Origin of the sequence: Marnyiella aurantia, assembly GCF_014041915.1 — a bacterium.
GTDB lineage: Bacteria > Bacteroidota > Bacteroidia > Flavobacteriales > Weeksellaceae > Marnyiella > Marnyiella aurantia.
The window spans coordinates 846,436-862,096 of the sequence record NZ_CP059472.1; the positions used below are offsets into that span (position 1 = coordinate 846,436).

At 43.8% G+C, this 15,661-nt stretch carries 18 protein-coding genes and 1 tRNA gene; 10 read left to right on the top strand and 9 right to left on the bottom strand.

Translation table 11 applies throughout. From position 1 onward, the window contains the following. Window positions 1–37 precede the first annotated feature (37 nt). The gene (gene rpsO, locus H1R16_RS03790) at window positions 38–307 is read right to left on the bottom strand and encodes a 30S ribosomal protein S15 (protein ID WP_158064597.1); all 270 of its coding nucleotides are present in this window, start codon (window positions 305–307) and stop codon (window positions 38–40) included. A gap of 172 nt (window positions 308–479) precedes the next feature. On the opposite strand from rpsO, the gene H1R16_RS03795 reads away from it, so the two are divergent. The 3 genes from H1R16_RS03795 to H1R16_RS03805 all read left to right on the top strand — a co-directional run bounded on the left by H1R16_RS03795 (window position 480) and on the right by H1R16_RS03805 (window position 3,197). Then, window positions 480–1,037, top strand: a complete 558-nt coding sequence (locus tag H1R16_RS03795; RefSeq protein WP_181887485.1) for a pyruvate decarboxylase — start codon at window positions 480–482, stop codon at window positions 1,035–1,037. Window positions 1,038–1,118: 81 nt separating this feature from the next. Beyond that, window positions 1,119–2,450: a magnesium transporter gene (gene mgtE, locus H1R16_RS03800; protein ID WP_181887486.1), complete on the top strand. Its 1,332-nt coding sequence runs from the start codon at window positions 1,119–1,121 to the stop codon at window positions 2,448–2,450. Window positions 2,451–2,459: 9 nt separating this feature from the next. After that, window positions 2,460–3,197, top strand: coding sequence for a helical backbone metal receptor (locus H1R16_RS03805; protein ID WP_181887487.1), 738 nt, complete (start codon window positions 2,460–2,462; stop codon window positions 3,195–3,197). 12 nt (window positions 3,198–3,209) lie between these two features. Here H1R16_RS03805 and H1R16_RS03810 read toward each other — a convergent pair whose 3' ends face one another. From H1R16_RS03810 to H1R16_RS03835, 6 genes are all read right to left on the bottom strand, one after another. Then, window positions 3,210–3,659 (bottom strand): GAF domain-containing protein, encoded by a 450-nt coding sequence (locus tag H1R16_RS03810; protein ID WP_181887488.1) that lies wholly within the window; start codon window positions 3,657–3,659, stop codon window positions 3,210–3,212. Window positions 3,660–3,671: 12 nt separating this feature from the next. After that, a complete protein-coding gene (locus tag H1R16_RS03815) occupies window positions 3,672–5,108 on the bottom strand; it encodes a TonB-dependent receptor (RefSeq protein WP_181887489.1) in 1,437 nt (478 codons plus the stop codon). 171 nt (window positions 5,109–5,279) lie between these two features. Beyond that, the gene (locus tag H1R16_RS03820; protein WP_181887490.1) at window positions 5,280–6,278 is read right to left on the bottom strand and encodes an SDR family oxidoreductase; all 999 of its coding nucleotides are present in this window, start codon (window positions 6,276–6,278) and stop codon (window positions 5,280–5,282) included. 10 nt (window positions 6,279–6,288) lie between these two features. Beyond that, complete coding sequence (locus H1R16_RS03825) at window positions 6,289–7,134, bottom strand: aldo/keto reductase (protein ID WP_181887491.1); 846 nt, start codon at window positions 7,132–7,134, stop codon at window positions 6,289–6,291. 9 nt (window positions 7,135–7,143) lie between these two features. Further along, a complete protein-coding gene (locus H1R16_RS03830) occupies window positions 7,144–7,374 on the bottom strand; it encodes a hypothetical protein (protein ID WP_181887492.1) in 231 nt (76 codons plus the stop codon). 9 nt (window positions 7,375–7,383) lie between these two features. Then, window positions 7,384–8,889, bottom strand: a complete 1,506-nt coding sequence (locus H1R16_RS03835) for an FAD-dependent oxidoreductase (protein WP_181887493.1) — start codon at window positions 8,887–8,889, stop codon at window positions 7,384–7,386. 86 nt (window positions 8,890–8,975) lie between these two features. Here H1R16_RS03835 and H1R16_RS03840 point away from each other — a divergent pair, with 86 nt between their 5' ends. The 6 genes from H1R16_RS03840 to H1R16_RS03865 all read left to right on the top strand — a co-directional run bounded on the left by H1R16_RS03840 (window position 8,976) and on the right by H1R16_RS03865 (window position 13,327). Further along, entirely contained in the window at window positions 8,976–9,476 is a 501-nt protein-coding gene (locus H1R16_RS03840; protein WP_181887494.1) for a CinA family protein, read from the top strand. 72 nt (window positions 9,477–9,548) lie between these two features. Further along, entirely contained in the window at window positions 9,549–10,313 is a 765-nt protein-coding gene (locus H1R16_RS03845; protein ID WP_181887794.1) for an MBL fold metallo-hydrolase, read from the top strand. A 65-nt stretch (window positions 10,314–10,378) separates the two neighbouring features. Next, window positions 10,379–10,460: transfer RNA gene (locus tag H1R16_RS03850), tRNA-Leu, on the top strand. Between the two features lie 408 nt (window positions 10,461–10,868). After that, window positions 10,869–11,399: a YceI family protein gene (locus H1R16_RS03855; RefSeq protein WP_181887495.1), complete on the top strand. Its 531-nt coding sequence runs from the start codon at window positions 10,869–10,871 to the stop codon at window positions 11,397–11,399. Between the two features lie 30 nt (window positions 11,400–11,429). After that, window positions 11,430–12,764 carry a hypothetical protein gene (locus H1R16_RS03860; protein WP_181887496.1) on the top strand — a complete coding sequence of 445 codons (1,335 nt, stop codon included), beginning with the start codon at window positions 11,430–11,432 and terminating at the stop codon, window positions 12,762–12,764. A 59-nt stretch (window positions 12,765–12,823) separates the two neighbouring features. After that, window positions 12,824–13,327: a hypothetical protein gene (locus tag H1R16_RS03865; RefSeq protein WP_181887497.1), complete on the top strand. Its 504-nt coding sequence runs from the start codon at window positions 12,824–12,826 to the stop codon at window positions 13,325–13,327. A 33-nt stretch (window positions 13,328–13,360) separates the two neighbouring features. Here the strand turns inward: H1R16_RS03865 and H1R16_RS03870 are convergent, their stop codons facing one another. Beyond that, complete coding sequence (locus H1R16_RS03870; protein WP_181887498.1) at window positions 13,361–14,038, bottom strand: TIGR02117 family protein; 678 nt, start codon at window positions 14,036–14,038, stop codon at window positions 13,361–13,363. Window positions 14,039–14,335: 297 nt separating this feature from the next. Further along, complete coding sequence (gene queG / locus H1R16_RS03875) at window positions 14,336–15,277, bottom strand: tRNA epoxyqueuosine(34) reductase QueG (RefSeq protein WP_181887499.1); 942 nt, start codon at window positions 15,275–15,277, stop codon at window positions 14,336–14,338. 65 nt (window positions 15,278–15,342) lie between these two features. On the opposite strand from queG, the gene H1R16_RS03880 reads away from it, so the two are divergent. Then, entirely contained in the window at window positions 15,343–15,633 is a 291-nt protein-coding gene (locus H1R16_RS03880; RefSeq protein WP_181887500.1) for a rhodanese-like domain-containing protein, read from the top strand. Window positions 15,634–15,661 lie beyond the last annotated feature (28 nt).

Here is a 15,661-nt window from a genome sequence, read left to right on the forward strand (position 1 = left end):
CTCATTTCGGAGTTGCTTATTTGTTTTGGCAGAAAGATTATTTTCTGATTCCCAGTTCAGCGATAATCGCTCTGTATCTGGTAATATCTTTAGCTTTCAGATAATCAAGAAGTCTTTTTCTTTTACCTACCAGCTTTACAAGTGATCTCTCTGTGTTGAAATCTTTATGGTTAGCCTTCAGGTGACCTGTAAGGTGATTAATTCTGAAGGTAAACAGTGCTATCTGACCTTCTGCAGAACCTGTGTTTTCTGCTTTTCCTCCGTGTTTAGCGAAGATTTCTGCTTTTTTCTCTGATGTTAAGTACATGCAAATATTATTTAATGATTATTATGTATCGAGGTGCAAAAGTACACCTTTTTTATGAACTGGCAATCTTAGATTTAATTCATTCAACCAAAAATAAATTAAAACGTTAATATTTTCTTAAAAAAGATGTTTTACATGTTAAGCTTGGCTGTATATTTGCACATATCCTATCATGTTTTACAGATTTACACTTTCCACCTTTATTTTATTGCTTATTACGGGGTTATCCGAAATTGCAGCTCAGGATATTGTAATAAATACCGAGCAGCGTACAGGCAACCGTGAAAGCCAGAATATCATTTATTTTACTCCTTCTATCTATCCCGATGTTGCCGAGATTAAGGACGCAACCAACGAAGCTTTCTTTTCAGCAGTATCGGACAGTTATGTAAATAACCGCAACCGCAGGATGGTTCGTGTGGATATGCCTGTGACCTATGAGGATGCCGACCGCAATACCATTCGGGAAATCTGCATCAATAACAACGCAACGCACGCGGTAATTCCACATGTAAAGTTTTTTAAAGTAGGTCTGGGGCAGTTTGTATTTTCCAGCCAGGTGGTTGTAAGTATGAAACTCTATGATGCTGAAGGAAATTTTGTTTCTGAAAGCTCGTATGACACCTTCCGCAAAAATGCCCGAATCATGGGTTCTGCACAAAACTCGATCCGCATCGGGACCAACGGTGTACTGAGAGAGTTGAGTCAGAATATAAAACGTAAGAAATAAACCAAATTTCAGCGCGGGACACAAAATCACGCACATTGCCAGACTGTACATTATCGGAATATTTCAGCTATTTTTGCAGCAGTGAATACTACTGTAAACGATAATGAGATTTCAATAAACCCCGCGGATATCGCCGAAAGGTTAAGCGACCTGCGCGCGGATGAACGTTTGCTGGAGTTCCTGAAAGTTCCCAAGAAATTTAAAGCCGCTGTTTTTTCCCACCTGGATGCCGACTTCCAGGAGGAAACCATACGCAGTATCGGTAACGAGGAAGTATCCGAGATCCTGAACGGCATGACTCCCGACGACAGGACCGAACTCTTTGAGGATTTCCCGGACGAGCTCATCAAGTATTCCATAAACCTGCTGAATCCGCAGGAAAGGCGCATTGCCCTCAAACTTTTGGGCTACGATGAAGACAGTATCGCCAGGATGATGACGCCCTACTACATTCAGATCCGGAATGAATGGACAGTAAAGAAATGCTTCGAGCAAATCAAGAAGGTAGGCAAGAAAGTGGAGACGCTCAATTACCTGTATGTAGTAGATGAACGTAACCATCTTATTGATGACCTGGACATCCGTAACCTGCTTTTGGCAGATGAGGACCAGCTTGTTTCCGAACTTACAGACCATCACTTTGTAGCCATTAAGACTACGACCTCACGTGAAGATGCGGTTCAGTATTTTGAAAAATACGACAGAAACGCACTGCCAATTATCACCGAAGCCGGCGTATTGGTTGGAATTGTGACAATTGATGATATCCTGGATCAGGTAGAACAGCAAAATACCGAAGACATTCAGAAATTCGGGGGTATGGACGCTTTGGACGACCCTTATATCCAAACCCATTGGTTCGAGATGATTAAGAAAAGAGGACTTTGGCTTATCGTACTTTTCTTCCTTCAGCTTATCACGGCTACGGTTATGGGCTTTTATGAAAATGAGATTGAAAAAGCCGTGGTGCTGGCTCTGTTTATCCCTTTAATTATTTCCAGTGGCGGTAACTCCGGATCGCAGGCCGCCACGCTTATTATCCGTGCCATGGCTCTTCAGGAGATTACACTCAAAGACTGGTGGACGGTGATGAAAAAAGAGGTGACCACAGGACTGGTCCTGGGAACATTTTTGGGAATAATCGGTTTTTTCAGAATCATGCTCTGGCACGAATGGGGCTGGTTCGACTATGGCGAACACTGGTTCTTCGTTGGTATAAGTGCCGGGATTTCCTTGGCCATGATCGTTCTCTGGGGTACACTTTCCGGGTCAATGGTGCCTTTTATCCTGAAGAAATTCAAACTCGATCCCGCAACCTCATCGGCACCATTTGTTGCCACACTTGTAGACGTAACCGGTCTGATTATCTATTTTTCAATTGCAGGTCTCTTCCTGACCGGTAAAATCCTTTAAAACACGGCTATGCGGATTGTCTCACTTGTTCCGTCTATCACCCAAACCCTCTTCGACTTTGGTCTGGATCATTCTGAAATCGTGGGCAGAACAAAATTCTGTATCCATCCGGCAGATCGGGTGAAAGAAGTACCGGTCATTGGTGGCACAAAGAATCTTAGACCTGACAAAATTAAAGCGCTGAAACCCGACCTTATCATCGCCAATAAAGAGGAGAATGACAGGGAACAGGTACTTGAACTCGAAAAAGAATTCAGGGTCTGGGTAACAGACATTAAGACTCTGGAAGATCACAAATCTTTCCTGCACGAACTTGGGCAGGTGCTGCACAAACCTGATGAAGCCACACACTTCATCCAAAAGACAGATAATATTTTCGGTGGAATAAAACCCGGAAAATCCATCCCGACCGCCTACCTTATCTGGAAAGATCCTTATATGACCGTTGGTGGCGACACCTTCATCCACGACATAATGAGCCGTCTTGGTTTATTGAATATTTTCGGAAAACAGCTGAGATATCCAACAGTTGAATTTTCTGAACTCCAAACTGCAGAACTTGTACTTCTGTCATCGGAACCCTATCCTTTCAAACAAAAGCATATTGCTGAGCTGCAGGAACAACTTCCGAACGCCACTATAATGCTTGCTGATGGCGAAGCCTTCTCATGGTACGGCACCAGGATATTGCAATACGGTTCCTATTTCCACCAGTTGACAGGCGGATTAGAGGAGCCTTTCGACTAAGACCACATTAGACTACAGGATTTTCGCCACCTCGGCGCATAACCACTCCAGCATTTCACGGTCTTCAGCTGTAAAAGGGTCAAGCTTGTGGGAATCGATGTCAATCTGTCCTATATTCTCGCCATCTTTAATAATAGGAACCACAATTTCCGCTTTGGTATCAATGGAACAGGAAAGATAATTGTCCTGGTCATGGACATCGGGAACTACAAATGTTTCGCCGGAAACCGCCACCTGTCCGCAGATTCCCTTTCCGAAAGGAATGACCGTGTGATCTGTCTCTGCCCCTACATAAGGACCCAGGATCAGTTCATCTTTATCACCGTTACGGAAGTAAAAACCTGTCCAGTTAAAATAATGAATCTCCTGATCCAGCAGATGACAGATCTTCTGAAGTTTTTCTTCTGTAGGGAAATGAGGGCTTTCCAGTATAGTGGAAAGGCGTTTTTTTATTTCAGACATGGTACTTTAAATTTAGGTAAATTCCTTTAATTCTACTTCGTTCTTATATCCGAACATGCCGCGGTCCTTTATAAGATCGGCTACGCCATCCGGTACCTGAACTTCCCAACCGCTTTCGTTTTCGGAAATCATCCGCAATATTTCGCGGGAATAGATCTCCGCATACTGCCGCTGATAAGTTTCAATATCCTTAATCCTGTTATTGTGTTTAAAGAACTTATAGAGCTGTTTCAGGTTTTCATTGACCCTAAGGTTATTGGAAGTCAGGATTTCATGGGTTTCAGGGTCTTTGTAAGGATATAGATAAACCGTCATATCGTTTCGGAAAAACTTGCCAAAGGCCTCCAGGATTCCTCCGGAAAGATTTTTGTAATAATTCTCGTCGAACACCATCAGAAGGTTGTTTACACCCATTCCGATACCGATTTTAAGGCCGGTATATCCCGCAAAATAATTGATAAGCCTGTAATATTCTGAGAAGTTCGAAATAATGACTGTGTACCCCAGGTTCGCAAGCACATCTACCCTGTCCAGAAAGTCACGCTCGTCTATATCGCCATCACCTTTCAGGTTGGAGATTGTGATCTCAAAAAGAACTTCGGTCTCCTTCTCGGTACAGTCTGCATCTTCCATAAACATTTTCAGTCCGCTTTCGAACATGTCTATGTTTACCTTGGTTACAGGTCTGAAACTGCCACGTACCGCAAAGATATTCTTACGGTAAAGCAGATCTGCCGGCAGCATATTCTTTCCGCCAGGCGTAAAAATCACCGCGTCCGTCATACCGTTTTTCACCAGCTGCAGGCTCATCAGCCTGTTATCAACATAAGCGAATGCAGGTCCCATGAAGTCAATCATATCAATTTCAAGGTCGTCCAGTGCGATGTCATCATATAAAGAGGAGATCAGCCGGCGTGGATTATCGTTATAAAAGAAAGCACCGTAAATAAGGTTTACACCTAAATTCCCAAGTGTTTCCTGCTGTAGAGTGGTATTATTTTCCTTAAATTTCACATGCAGAACCACTTCGCTGTAACCTTCATCCTCGTCACGCTGGAAGCGTACACCTACCCAGCCGTGCCCTTTAAGGGTTTTATCAAAATTAATTGTGGTTACCGTATTGGCATAGGAAAAAAACCTTCTGCCGGGATTATCGTCACGCGAAAGCCGCTCTTCAATCAGTGAAACTTCGTACCGCAACATCTTTCTCAGCCTATGCTGTGTTACATAGCGGTTATGAGCTTCTTTACCGTAAATAGCATCTGAAAAATCCTTGTCATAGGCGGACATTGCCTTTGCGATCGTTTTGGAAGCGCCGCCGGCCCGGAAGAAGTGCCGTACAGTTTCCTGACCTGCACCTATTTCTGCAAAAGTCCCGTATATATTAGAATCCAGGTTAATGGCTAATGCTTTCTGCTTTGGAGTTAGTTTTTGCTGGATTAAAGACATTGTAATTTTTTTGCAAAATTACGGATAATTAGGGCATTCTGCAAACCGCTAAGGCTTCACAGGCTTATAACCGTGACTTGCTAAACTCCCCAATCGCAGCAGGCACTGAGTTCTGTGATGCTGCGATATCCGTCAGCGGGCAGTAACAGTGAAACCATATTGCTCGGGACTCTACTTGAGTTGCTTTTTGCCCTCGGGTTGAGACCGGTTCCAAAGCATATAAGCACCGGCTGCCAACAACCCTGACACCATAAGAAGTTTGGAAGTCCTGGATGGTGGCGGCAGCATGGTCTCACCATAAATACGGTGCGGTTCTGCAGAAGGGTTAAGGATATTTCCGTTGGTCCCACTGGTATCTTTCTTCATCATCAGACGCATAACGGCAGAACCTGTGTTAATTACCGTTTTTGGAAACATCCTGTACACTGTTTTAAAAAGAACAGATGACCAGTCCGTGTATACTTCCTTACGGGGATACTTGGCTGTCTGTACCATCGCGGCGGCAAGTTCGCGCGGATCAAACGAAATTGGCGGAATTTTGGAACTGAATCCTGAATATTTTGCCGAATGCATATTTCCGGTAGACCTCTGAATCGCTGGATACATGGCGCAAACATGAATATTCGGGAAATTGGACACTTCGCCCTGCAGACTTTCCACCATGCCGCGTACCCCATACTTAGACGCAGAGTATGCAGTTCCGTACGGTGCGGGCATCCAGCCACCAATTGAAATATTGTTAATCAGTACACCGTCCTGCTGCTTTTTAAATACGGGTATTACAGTATGCGCACCGTGCAGGTATCCCAGAAGATTGGTTTTGATAATCTGGTCTATGGCTTCTACCGGCATATCCTCCAGCATACCGGTGGCCATCACGCCGGCGTTATTTACCCAAACATCAATCCGGCCATTGAACTGAAGTGCTGTTTCAGCGAGCTGCTGAACCTGGGTGGCGACTGACACATCTGTAGGCACCGCCAGGGCCACGGCTCCAAGGTCACGGCAAAGTTGTGCTGTTTCGTCGAGTGCCTCGCGGCCACGTGCCGCCAATACTATATTGCAGCCCTCGCGTGCGAATGCTTCCGCTGTTGCGCGGCCAACTCCGCTGCTGGCTCCTGTTATTACGACTGTTCTACCGTTTAAGGTTGAGGTGTAAGTATCTTTCATAAGTTTAATTTTACGTACGTTGACGGTCAGGCCATAAATCCGGCCTTTCGCCGCTGAATCCTTTTTGGGGTATCGCACTGATATGGGACATATCTTCGGCACTGAGTTCAAAATCAAAAATGTCAATATTCTCTTTGATACGGTTACTGTTGGCCGACTTTGGAATTGGGATGATATTCTGCTGCACGGTCCAGCGCAATATAATCTGGGAAACGCTTTTACCATATTTGGACGCCACCACGTTTAAAACCTCATCTTCAGCGAGCCGTCCGCGCGCCAGCGGTGACCAGGCCTGAACCGTAATATTATGCTGCCTGCATAGTTCAATAATTATACGCTGTTGGTAACCGGGATGAAATTCCAATTGATTTACGGCGGGTACCACGCGTGCCCTCTTCAAAAGCTTTTCCAGATGCTCCGGCCAGAAATTACTTACTCCGATAGATTTTATCAGGCCCTCCTGCTGTAAGTCTTCGAGTGCGCACCACGTTTCTGAATTTACGTCTGCCCAATCATCAAAATTCCTGGAGTTCGCCGGCCAGTGGATGAGATAAAGATCCAAATAATCCAGAGAAAGTCGTTTTAATGAAGCTTCAAAGGCTTTTTTTGCTGCGTTATATCCCAAATCTGTACGCCATACTTTTGAGGTAACGAAAAGATTACCGCGGTTCACTCCGGAGGACTCTAAGCCCTGCCCTACTTCCGTTTCATTGCCATAGACCGATGCAGTGTCTATAAGCCTGTATCCGCACTCAACCGCCGTGCGCACTGCCTCAGCTGTACTTTCTGCTTTGTAGGTTCCGAATCCGACAGGTGGCAGCAATAAACCGTCGTTCAGCCTTATACTCTCTGTCATTTGTCGGAATTAAAAACCCATAATTACCACGCGGATCTGATCCGGTGCGCCGCTGGCGGTTGTAATTCTTACAGAATTCTCATCTACAATTGTAATTCCGCTGTTTAATTCATTGCCGGTGGCCACATTATACAATGCTACAATAATGTCGGTTGTGCCCAAATTATGGTTTATTGTGGTACTCTCACCCGGAATTGTTGTGCACGTACCCCGCGGTGTCTTTATTTCTGAATTTTCCATAGTTCTATTTTATAACTGTTTAAGGCCTTGCTGCGCAGGAATCGTAAGTACGGCTCCTTCTGTATCAAAGCGGGAACCATGGCAGGGACAGTCCCAGCTTTTTTCAGTCTTATTGAATTTAACAACACATCCCATATGCGGACAATGGGCATCCAGAAGCTTAACAGCCCCCAAATCGTCCCGGAAAGCAGCAACTTTCTTACCGTTATAATCAATGACCTGTCCATCCCCTTTCTCAATACCATCAAGTTCGGCCTTTTTATCACTTGTAAACTGGTCCTTTACCAAATGGAATACAGCATCTATATTCTCCTTTACAAATTCCTTGGCACTGGCCGCTATTTCTATACGTGAAGGTGAAACAATATCAGCAAGTTCATTATCCTTGCCTTCTATAAGATCGGCCAGAACGGTTCCGGCAAGTGTGCTCCACGTCATACCGTTACCATTATAGCCTGTAGCCACATATACATGATCATCCCCAGGCATTTTGCCAATATAGGGAAGCCCATCAGCCGGGGCGTAAAACTGAGAAGACCAGGTTGCTGAGATTTCAGAGACCTTGAAATGTTCCCGCGTATACTCTACAAGCTGTGCCATGGGTTTTTCAGTATCCTCTTCATGACCCGTTTTGTGGTCGAAACCGCCCACTATTATATAAGATTCATGTCCGATCTTATGATAGCGCATATAGTGGTAAGGATCATAAAGATCAGCGGCCTGTGCGAACTCCGTGACCTCATAAGGAAGTTTGGCAGCCAGCGCATAACTCCGGTAAGGTGCACAAAGAGCATTGAAACGGTTAATTCCAGGAGGAATATGAGTAGCCCAAATCAGATCCTCTGCCATAAAGCTAAGTCCGCCGGATGTTGTTATTTTCAATTTATCTTCAGCAACAGAATAATCGGTAACCAGATATCCAGTGAGCAACTTACCGCCCAGTTCCTGAAATGCCTTCGCCAGACCTTCAATATATCTCAGCGGGTGAAACTGCGCCTGTCCCTTAATCTCAATAGCTTTACGGAAGGGCACAGTAAATGGAACAGTATCGACTTCCATTGTCGGAATATCCAGCGCATCATGAGCTTTCGCAATATTCTCCAACTGCCTGTCCTGCTTTTTCTCGGCACTGAAAAGATAAAAGCTGCATTCCTCATATTCACAGTCTATACCGTAACGGTCTATATTGTTTTTAATGATGCCCGAGACACGGCTGGCGTTATCTGCTATCGTTTGGGCGCGGTCTTCTCCAAATTTGCTGATTATCCGGTCATAGGATTCATCAAAAAAATTATTGATATGTGCGGTGGTTCCGCCAGTGGTCCCAAAACCGATATTGTTCTGCTCCAGCACCAAACAGTTTTTCCCCCGCTGCTGAAGTTCCAGTGCCAGCGTGAGTCCTGTAATACCTGCACCTACAATTACAGCATCAAAGAATTCCTGTTCTACTGGTGAATTTTCGTGGATATGAAGTCCGTTTACCCAAAGGCTTTTGTTACGACCGTCTCTTTTCATTTGGAATTATTTTTGTTGATGACTTGCGCGTTCACTTTGGAGTGAGCGTAGCTTGATTGAGTTAAAATTTTAATTATGCTTTTCGTATGGAAAACGACCTTACTGACAACAAGAATCTTGCCCAACTGAGTGAGCAGATGTTAAAAAAAAAGTTAACATTGGCAGTCGCCGAAAGCTGTACTGCCGGACTAATTCAGAATGTTATTTCGCAGGCGGAAAACGCCATGGGTTTCTTCCAGGGTGGCATAACGGCTTATAACAGTGCACAAAAGGCCATCCATTTGCAGGTGAATCCTATAGCTGCAGAGGCATGCAATGCCGTTTCAAAACAGATTGCAGAACAAATGGCGATAGCCGTCTCATCAAAATTCAATTCGGAAATTGGCCTGTCCATCACAGGCTACGCACGTACGGTACCCGAAGAGGGAATCGATTCCTGTTTTGCCTATATAGCCATAGCTGCCGGTGAAGAAATTTTGCTTTCCAAAAAAATAACCGGAAAGACTGGAGCTACCTTAGCTGATAACCAGCAAATCTACACTGAAAAACTCCTCCACAATCTGATTAGTATTCTAAATAAAATGTAAAGGTGGTGGCAAAGTGATTCGTGAACAGGCTCTTTTTCTATACATTTGTGCACCACGCATGAGTTGAATATGATGACACTTAAATTTTTAGGCACAGGGACATCCCAGGGCATTCCGGTAATTGGATGTAAATGTGAAGTATGCACTTCTGACAACCCAAAAAACAGGCGCTTCCGCTCATCTGCAATGATAACTTCGGAAAGCGGCCGAAAAATACTGATTGACTGCGGGCCCGACTTCCGGCAACAGATGATTCTGAACAATGAAGACCATTTGGATGCTATCCTGCTGACTCATGAACACAACGACCATGTTATTGGCCTGGACGATGTACGTCCGCTGATTTTTCGCAACAGGACTGACATGCCTTTGTACTGTCAAAAACGTGTGGCGGAGGAAGTAAAGAGCCGATTTCCCTATGCCTTTGCTGAAGTCAGATATCCGGGGGCTCCATCTTTTGAACTGCACGAAATTAACAGTGACTTTTCCCTGTTTGATGTGGATATAAAACCTGTTCACGTTTTGCATCATAAACTGGAGATAGTCGGTTTCAAAATAAAGAATCTTGCCTATATAACTGATGCAAGTTATATAAGTCCCCAAGAAAAGGAAAATCTCATGAATCTTGATTTCCTCATCCTGAACTGCATCAGAAAAACAGAACCTCACCCGGCCCATTTCATTCTGGAAGACATTCGTACACTCCACAGTGAACTGAAACCCCGTAATCTATACCTTACTCATATAAGCCACATGTTTGGACTGCATGATGTGGAGGAAGCGCTTCTGCCGGACGGCATTCATCTCGCAACAGACGGCCTTGTGCTGGAATTTTAGCACAAATTGCAGTAATTAAATTTTAAGGATTTAATTTTTATCTTATATTTGCACACCAAATTGATGCCCAGCTGGCGGAATTGGTAGACGCGCTAGACTCAAACTCTAGTACCGCAAGGTGTGCCGGTTCGATTCCGGCGCTGGGTACAAAAAAGCAATCTGTTTACAGGTTGCTTTTTTTATGTATCTGCTAAGTATCTGTCAATTCACTGACAGTTAAAATATTACCCTTTTTTTTGCTGAACTTACGATAAAATAGTCATTTTCAATGTGAAAAATGCAGTTATCAGGCTGATATCCGTCATACTGACATTCGTCATATTTAAAACTTCCACAATCTTTCTGCGATACAGTTGCGAATAGAACTCCAACAGGGGATTAAATTTACCTATTTCACAGTTTTTACCGGCTAAAATTGAATCTAATTTAATTTATTAAGAGTATTTGATATTAATCATGTAAGAAAAAGTAACTGTAAATGAAGAATTGCAAATTATCGCTGTACATTTGTATAAGAAAATTGAAACAGAGAATAACAATTTAATATTAGATATCATGAAAAATTTAGCAACAATCAAACTCCTCGTTTTAGCCTTCGGACTAATCACCGGATTGGTAAACGCTCAGGCAATCACAGGAAAGAGTGTAAAAGTCAGTGTAGACGGAACTTCCCCTATGCATGACTGGACAATGACCTCTAATACTGCTACCTTCAGCGGAAATGTAAGCGGAAACACCATTACTAACGTAAAATTTGTAATGCCCGCAAAAAACCTGAAAAGTACCAAAGGAAAGATGATGGATAACAAGGCTTATGATGCACTTCAGGCTTCCAAACATCCCAACATCACCTTTACCGCAACTTCAATGAATATCGGAAAAGGGGCTGTAACCGGAAAAATGACAATTGCAGGGGTAACCAAAAACGCTTCTATTCCTGTAACAGTAGTTAAAAACGGTGCTTCCTACACCATAACCGGTACGGAGAAGATGAACCTTTCTGATTACGGTATGGACAGACCGGGATTCATGGGAGTAAAAACAGGAGATGCAATTACAGTTACTGTAAACATTACTGCCAACTAGTCAATTAATAAACATTAAAATATCAGCAAAATGAGAACTTCAGTTTTAAAAACATCAGTATTAGCCTTACTCATGTCAGGCGGAGCGTTAATCGCTCAGGAAGATACCAGCACTTCAATGCGTGATTATCTGGCACCGGAAAAAGCCCAGCGTAACGTATTTGAAGACCCAAAAGGAACTTCACCTGCCTACGACGGCGTTAAAGTTTCTGTAGGCGGCGATTTCGCACTTCAGTTCCAGGCTCTGGATCACAGTACCAACGCACCTTCTTTGGGTAATGTGGGAACTACAGCTGTTCCAAACACACTTCAGGTAATGGGCAGCGACTTCAACCTGCCAACAGCTAATCTGGATATCAACGCTTATCTTGGAAAAGGGATTAAAATGCACCTCAGAACTTATCTTTCTGCACGCCACCACAACGAAGCGTGGGTAAAAGGAGGATACATTCAGGTAGATGACCTGGATTTCATTTCCGAAGGTTTTGCGGCAAACATTATGAAGCACGCCAGAGTAAAGGTGGGTATGGACGAAATAAACTACGGTGATTACCATTTCAGAAGAACTGATAATGCTGAAGCCATTAACAACCCGTTCGTAGGAAACTTCATCATGGACAATTTCTCTACGGAAGCTTTTGGTGAAGGTTACTTATTATACAATAACTTCATTGGTATGCTTGGGGTTTCCAACGGTAAACTGAACCAAACAGCCGTAAAAGGAACCAACTCCAACTCTCCTTCAGTTTATGCAAAGATTGGTTGGGACAAGCAGGTAAGCACCGACCTTAGAGTGAGACTTACAGGATCCTTCATCCAGACCAACGGACTTAGCACAGGTGGCTACCTTTACAGCTCCGACCGTGCAGGATCAAGATATTACTACACCCTGCTTACCCAGAACGACCTTATGGGAACCAACAACTACGCAACTGGACGTTTCAACCCGGGATTCAAAAAAATGAAAGCGGTACAGATCAACCCGTTCGTTAAGTACCAGGGACTGGAATTCTTCGGAGCTTTTGAACACGTAACAGGAAACAAAGCCAGCGGGATGACCATGAGACCAACTGATGGCGACTACACGCAGCTTGCAGCAGAATTACTTTACAGATTTGGCGGCAAGGAGCAGTTCTACGTAGGTGGCCGCTACAATACCATCAGCGGTAAGGACGACGACGTTTCCGACGAAAGAAAGATTGACCGGTTCAACATTGGCGGTGGTTATTTCATGACGAAAAACATCCTGGCAAAGGTAGAGTACGTTCAGCAAAACTATAACGACAGCGCAGTTTGGGGTGCAACAAGCGCACTAAGAGGCGGCGAATTCAAAGGACTGATGGTTGAAGCGACCATAGGTTTCTAATATTAAATTCAATTTTCAGTGAAGGGGACATTAATTTGTCCCTTTTTTATACCTTTAAAATGATGAAAAATACGGTAATCCTCATTCTGCTCCTGATTTCCGGCTTGTTACCGGCTCAGGAAAACACGGTGGAAATCCTGGGAAAGACCAACGTGAACACTTTTAAGTGTACCAACACAAGCATTGCCAAACCGGCAGGCAGTTTCAGTTCCGAAACCAAACTTCCAGTCCTTCAGCTTAAGGTAGCCGATTTCGACTGCCGGAATAAGATGATGACCAACGACTTCCGTAAAATTTTAAATTCTGAGCAGCATCCGCATTTTACGGTACGGTTTATTGAATTCAAAAAAAACGCAAACAGTTACTACAGCGCCATAGTGGAAGTAAAGATTCTGAACCGTAAACGCTTTTATACTGTAACCTTCTTCGAGAATAAAAATATGCTTACAGGCAATGAAACAGTACGTTTCAGCGATTTTGGAATTGTCCCTCCCACCAAAATGGGCGGCACCATTGTGGTAAAAGACCACCTGGAACTTACAATGAAACTGAAAAATTTGTAGACAGGCAAAGCATATTCGCCAAGGACCAGTCAGTTACCTATAGTGGTAGAAGATTCCAAAGTCAGAAGCCGTCCACAATGCAGCTTTTTGTCCGGCAACTTTAAGCCCTCTGTTAGTCCAGGTATTACAGGTATCCAGAAAACTGTAACTTCCTTTCGCATCGTAGAAAGCATCGTTACTGCCGTATACGGCATCAGTTGGTATTAAGACCGGCTTTCCGTAAGCGTCACGGTCAAACTTATTTTTGATAAAGTTTACAAGCTCGGCGTACTGCCCGGCAGTGATCATAATCCGCTTACAATCTTTACCCACCACCATTTTGTTATAAAAAGTGCAGTGCATGGCCGATTCGCTGAGCCAAAATGCTGCCTTCAATGCAGTGGAAACCTTGAGTTCCGCCCAGGTGGGTGTATCCAGATAAAAACCTTTGTCGCCCCAACCAACTGACAGATACTTAAAGTTGCCGGAACCTGCTTTTGTATCACTGACAGGGATTTCTGTCCGCCAGTCCATATATTGGTTGGTAACGGGCACCACTATATCGGTATGCACTCCATTGGTCAGCAGGTATACCTCTACTGTTTTAGATTCTGAAACCTCATCCGCCCCTACAGGAATCAAAGGTAACGCTAATGCAAGAACAACATAAACAAGCACAACGGCTACAATAGAGCCGATAATTTTAAGTATGGTGAGTAAGAGTTTTTTCATAGTAGGGAAGAGTCGGGATTTCAGATTTCAGACATCAGATTTCAGCCTGTGTAACAATTTAACAATCTAACGGTTTAACAAATTTACGGCTTCACGGATTTACGATTTAACAACAACACAATTTTAGGGATTTTAATTTCGTGCTCTCTGTGCCTACTCTGTGCTCTGTGTGGTTAGATAAGACTCAAGAGTCAAGATATCAGACACCAGATTTCAGATTTCAGACTTTGGACCAATTTACCAATCTAACGATTTAAGACTGGTCTGGTCGTTGGCACCTTCTAACTTTCTAAACTTCTAACTTTCTAAACTTCCCAGAAACGAAATATTCCGTTTCAAACCTGCAAATTTGGCTCTTTTGACCGGTGATTTACGGAAAACTTCAGAAAAAAGTTCCTGGTCCAGTTCCTGCCAGTCTTTTTTTGTAAAATTCTTCAGCTTTTCATTTGGTTCGAATTTCTCCTGCGAATGTGGTACAGAAAAACGGTTCCACGGACATACATCCTGGCAAATATCACAACCGAACATCCAGTCCTGCATACGGTCGCGGAAGTGGTCCGGAATCGCTTCCCTGAGTTCGATCGTTGCGTAGGAAATACATTTACTGCCGTCAATAATTTTATCGGATACGATCGCGTCTGTAGGACATGCGTCGATACACTTTCGACAGGTGCCGCAGTGGTCAGTGGTCGGGTGGTCTTCTGCCAGGTCCAGGTCAGAAATAATTTCGGCTAAAAAATAAAATGAACCACTCTGTTTGGTAATCAGGTTTGCATTCTTACCCACCCAGCCTATACCGGATTTACGGGCCCAGCTCCTCTCCAGCACCGGCGCTGAGTCTGTAAATACGCGGCAACTGAAGTCGCCAATCTCTGTACGGAGTTCCGACACCATTTCAGCCATGATTTCTTTGATAACTTCATGATAATCCTGACCATAGGCATATTTGGAAATCTTGAAATTATCATGACTGGGAATCTTCTGCGCAGGGAAGTAATTATAGGAGAGTGAGATCACCGATTTGGCGCCGTGCACCAGCAGACTTGGGTCCAGTCTTTTGTCGAAATGGTTCTCCATATAACCCATCTTACCATGGTAATCCTTTTTAAGCCATTCCTCCAGCGGGCGGGCATCTTCCTCAAGAAAACCGGCGCGTGAGATGCCGCAGTTCTGAAATCCGAATGCTTTTGCTTTGGATTTAACAAGCTGTGAAAGTTTTTCTTGGTTTGAGGAGTGCATTGGAAGGCAAATTTAACATAATTTGCTACATTTGTGAGATTACAAACAATTTTAAAACTATTAAAATGGATTCGATAAACGAAATTTTAGGCTCCGGCGACTACCACCTGATCGATGTGCGCGAACCAATGGAACTGGAAATGGACGGCAAGATTGAAGATGCCCGTAATATTCCACTTGGCGAACTGGAAGAGCGCAAGCAGGAAATTACCAATCTGAACGGAAACATCATCTTCTTCTGCAGAAGCGGTAACCGCAGCGGTAAAGCAGTGGATTATTTCAAATCGCAGGGCATGACCAACGTCTATAACGGCGGTGGTTACGGTGATATGAAAACCGCTCTGGAGCAGAACTAAGAGAAATTATCGCAAATTGCACTTATAG

Bases quoted from the DNA above. Each gene is read 5' to 3' on its own strand.
- rpsO (WP_158064597.1), bottom strand. From the start codon at position 307: ATGTACTTAACATCAGAGAAAAAAGCAGAAATCTTCGCTAAACACGGA.
- H1R16_RS03795 (WP_181887485.1), top strand. From the start codon at position 480: ATGTTTTACAGATTTACACTTTCCACCTTTATTTTATTGCTTATTACG.
- H1R16_RS03805 (WP_181887487.1), top strand. From the start codon at position 2,460: ATGCGGATTGTCTCACTTGTTCCGTCTATCACCCAAACCCTCTTCGAC.
- H1R16_RS03810 (WP_181887488.1), bottom strand. From the start codon at position 3,659: ATGTCTGAAATAAAAAAACGCCTTTCCACTATACTGGAAAGCCCTCAT.
- H1R16_RS03815 (WP_181887489.1), bottom strand. From the start codon at position 5,108: ATGTCTTTAATCCAGCAAAAACTAACTCCAAAGCAGAAAGCATTAGCC.
- H1R16_RS03820 (WP_181887490.1), bottom strand. From the start codon at position 6,278: ATGAAAGATACTTACACCTCAACCTTAAACGGTAGAACAGTCGTAATA.
- H1R16_RS03825 (WP_181887491.1), bottom strand. From the start codon at position 7,134: ATGACAGAGAGTATAAGGCTGAACGACGGTTTATTGCTGCCACCTGTC.
- H1R16_RS03830 (WP_181887492.1), bottom strand. From the start codon at position 7,374: ATGGAAAATTCAGAAATAAAGACACCGCGGGGTACGTGCACAACAATT.
- H1R16_RS03835 (WP_181887493.1), bottom strand. From the start codon at position 8,889: ATGAAAAGAGACGGTCGTAACAAAAGCCTTTGGGTAAACGGACTTCAT.
- H1R16_RS03840 (WP_181887494.1), top strand. From the start codon at position 8,976: ATGGAAAACGACCTTACTGACAACAAGAATCTTGCCCAACTGAGTGAG.
- H1R16_RS03845 (WP_181887794.1), top strand. From the start codon at position 9,549: ATGACACTTAAATTTTTAGGCACAGGGACATCCCAGGGCATTCCGGTA.
- H1R16_RS03855 (WP_181887495.1), top strand. From the start codon at position 10,869: ATGAAAAATTTAGCAACAATCAAACTCCTCGTTTTAGCCTTCGGACTA.
- H1R16_RS03860 (WP_181887496.1), top strand. From the start codon at position 11,430: ATGAGAACTTCAGTTTTAAAAACATCAGTATTAGCCTTACTCATGTCA.
- H1R16_RS03865 (WP_181887497.1), top strand. From the start codon at position 12,824: ATGATGAAAAATACGGTAATCCTCATTCTGCTCCTGATTTCCGGCTTG.
- H1R16_RS03870 (WP_181887498.1), bottom strand. From the start codon at position 14,038: ATGAAAAAACTCTTACTCACCATACTTAAAATTATCGGCTCTATTGTA.
- queG (WP_181887499.1), bottom strand. From the start codon at position 15,277: ATGCACTCCTCAAACCAAGAAAAACTTTCACAGCTTGTTAAATCCAAA.
- H1R16_RS03880 (WP_181887500.1), top strand. From the start codon at position 15,343: ATGGATTCGATAAACGAAATTTTAGGCTCCGGCGACTACCACCTGATC.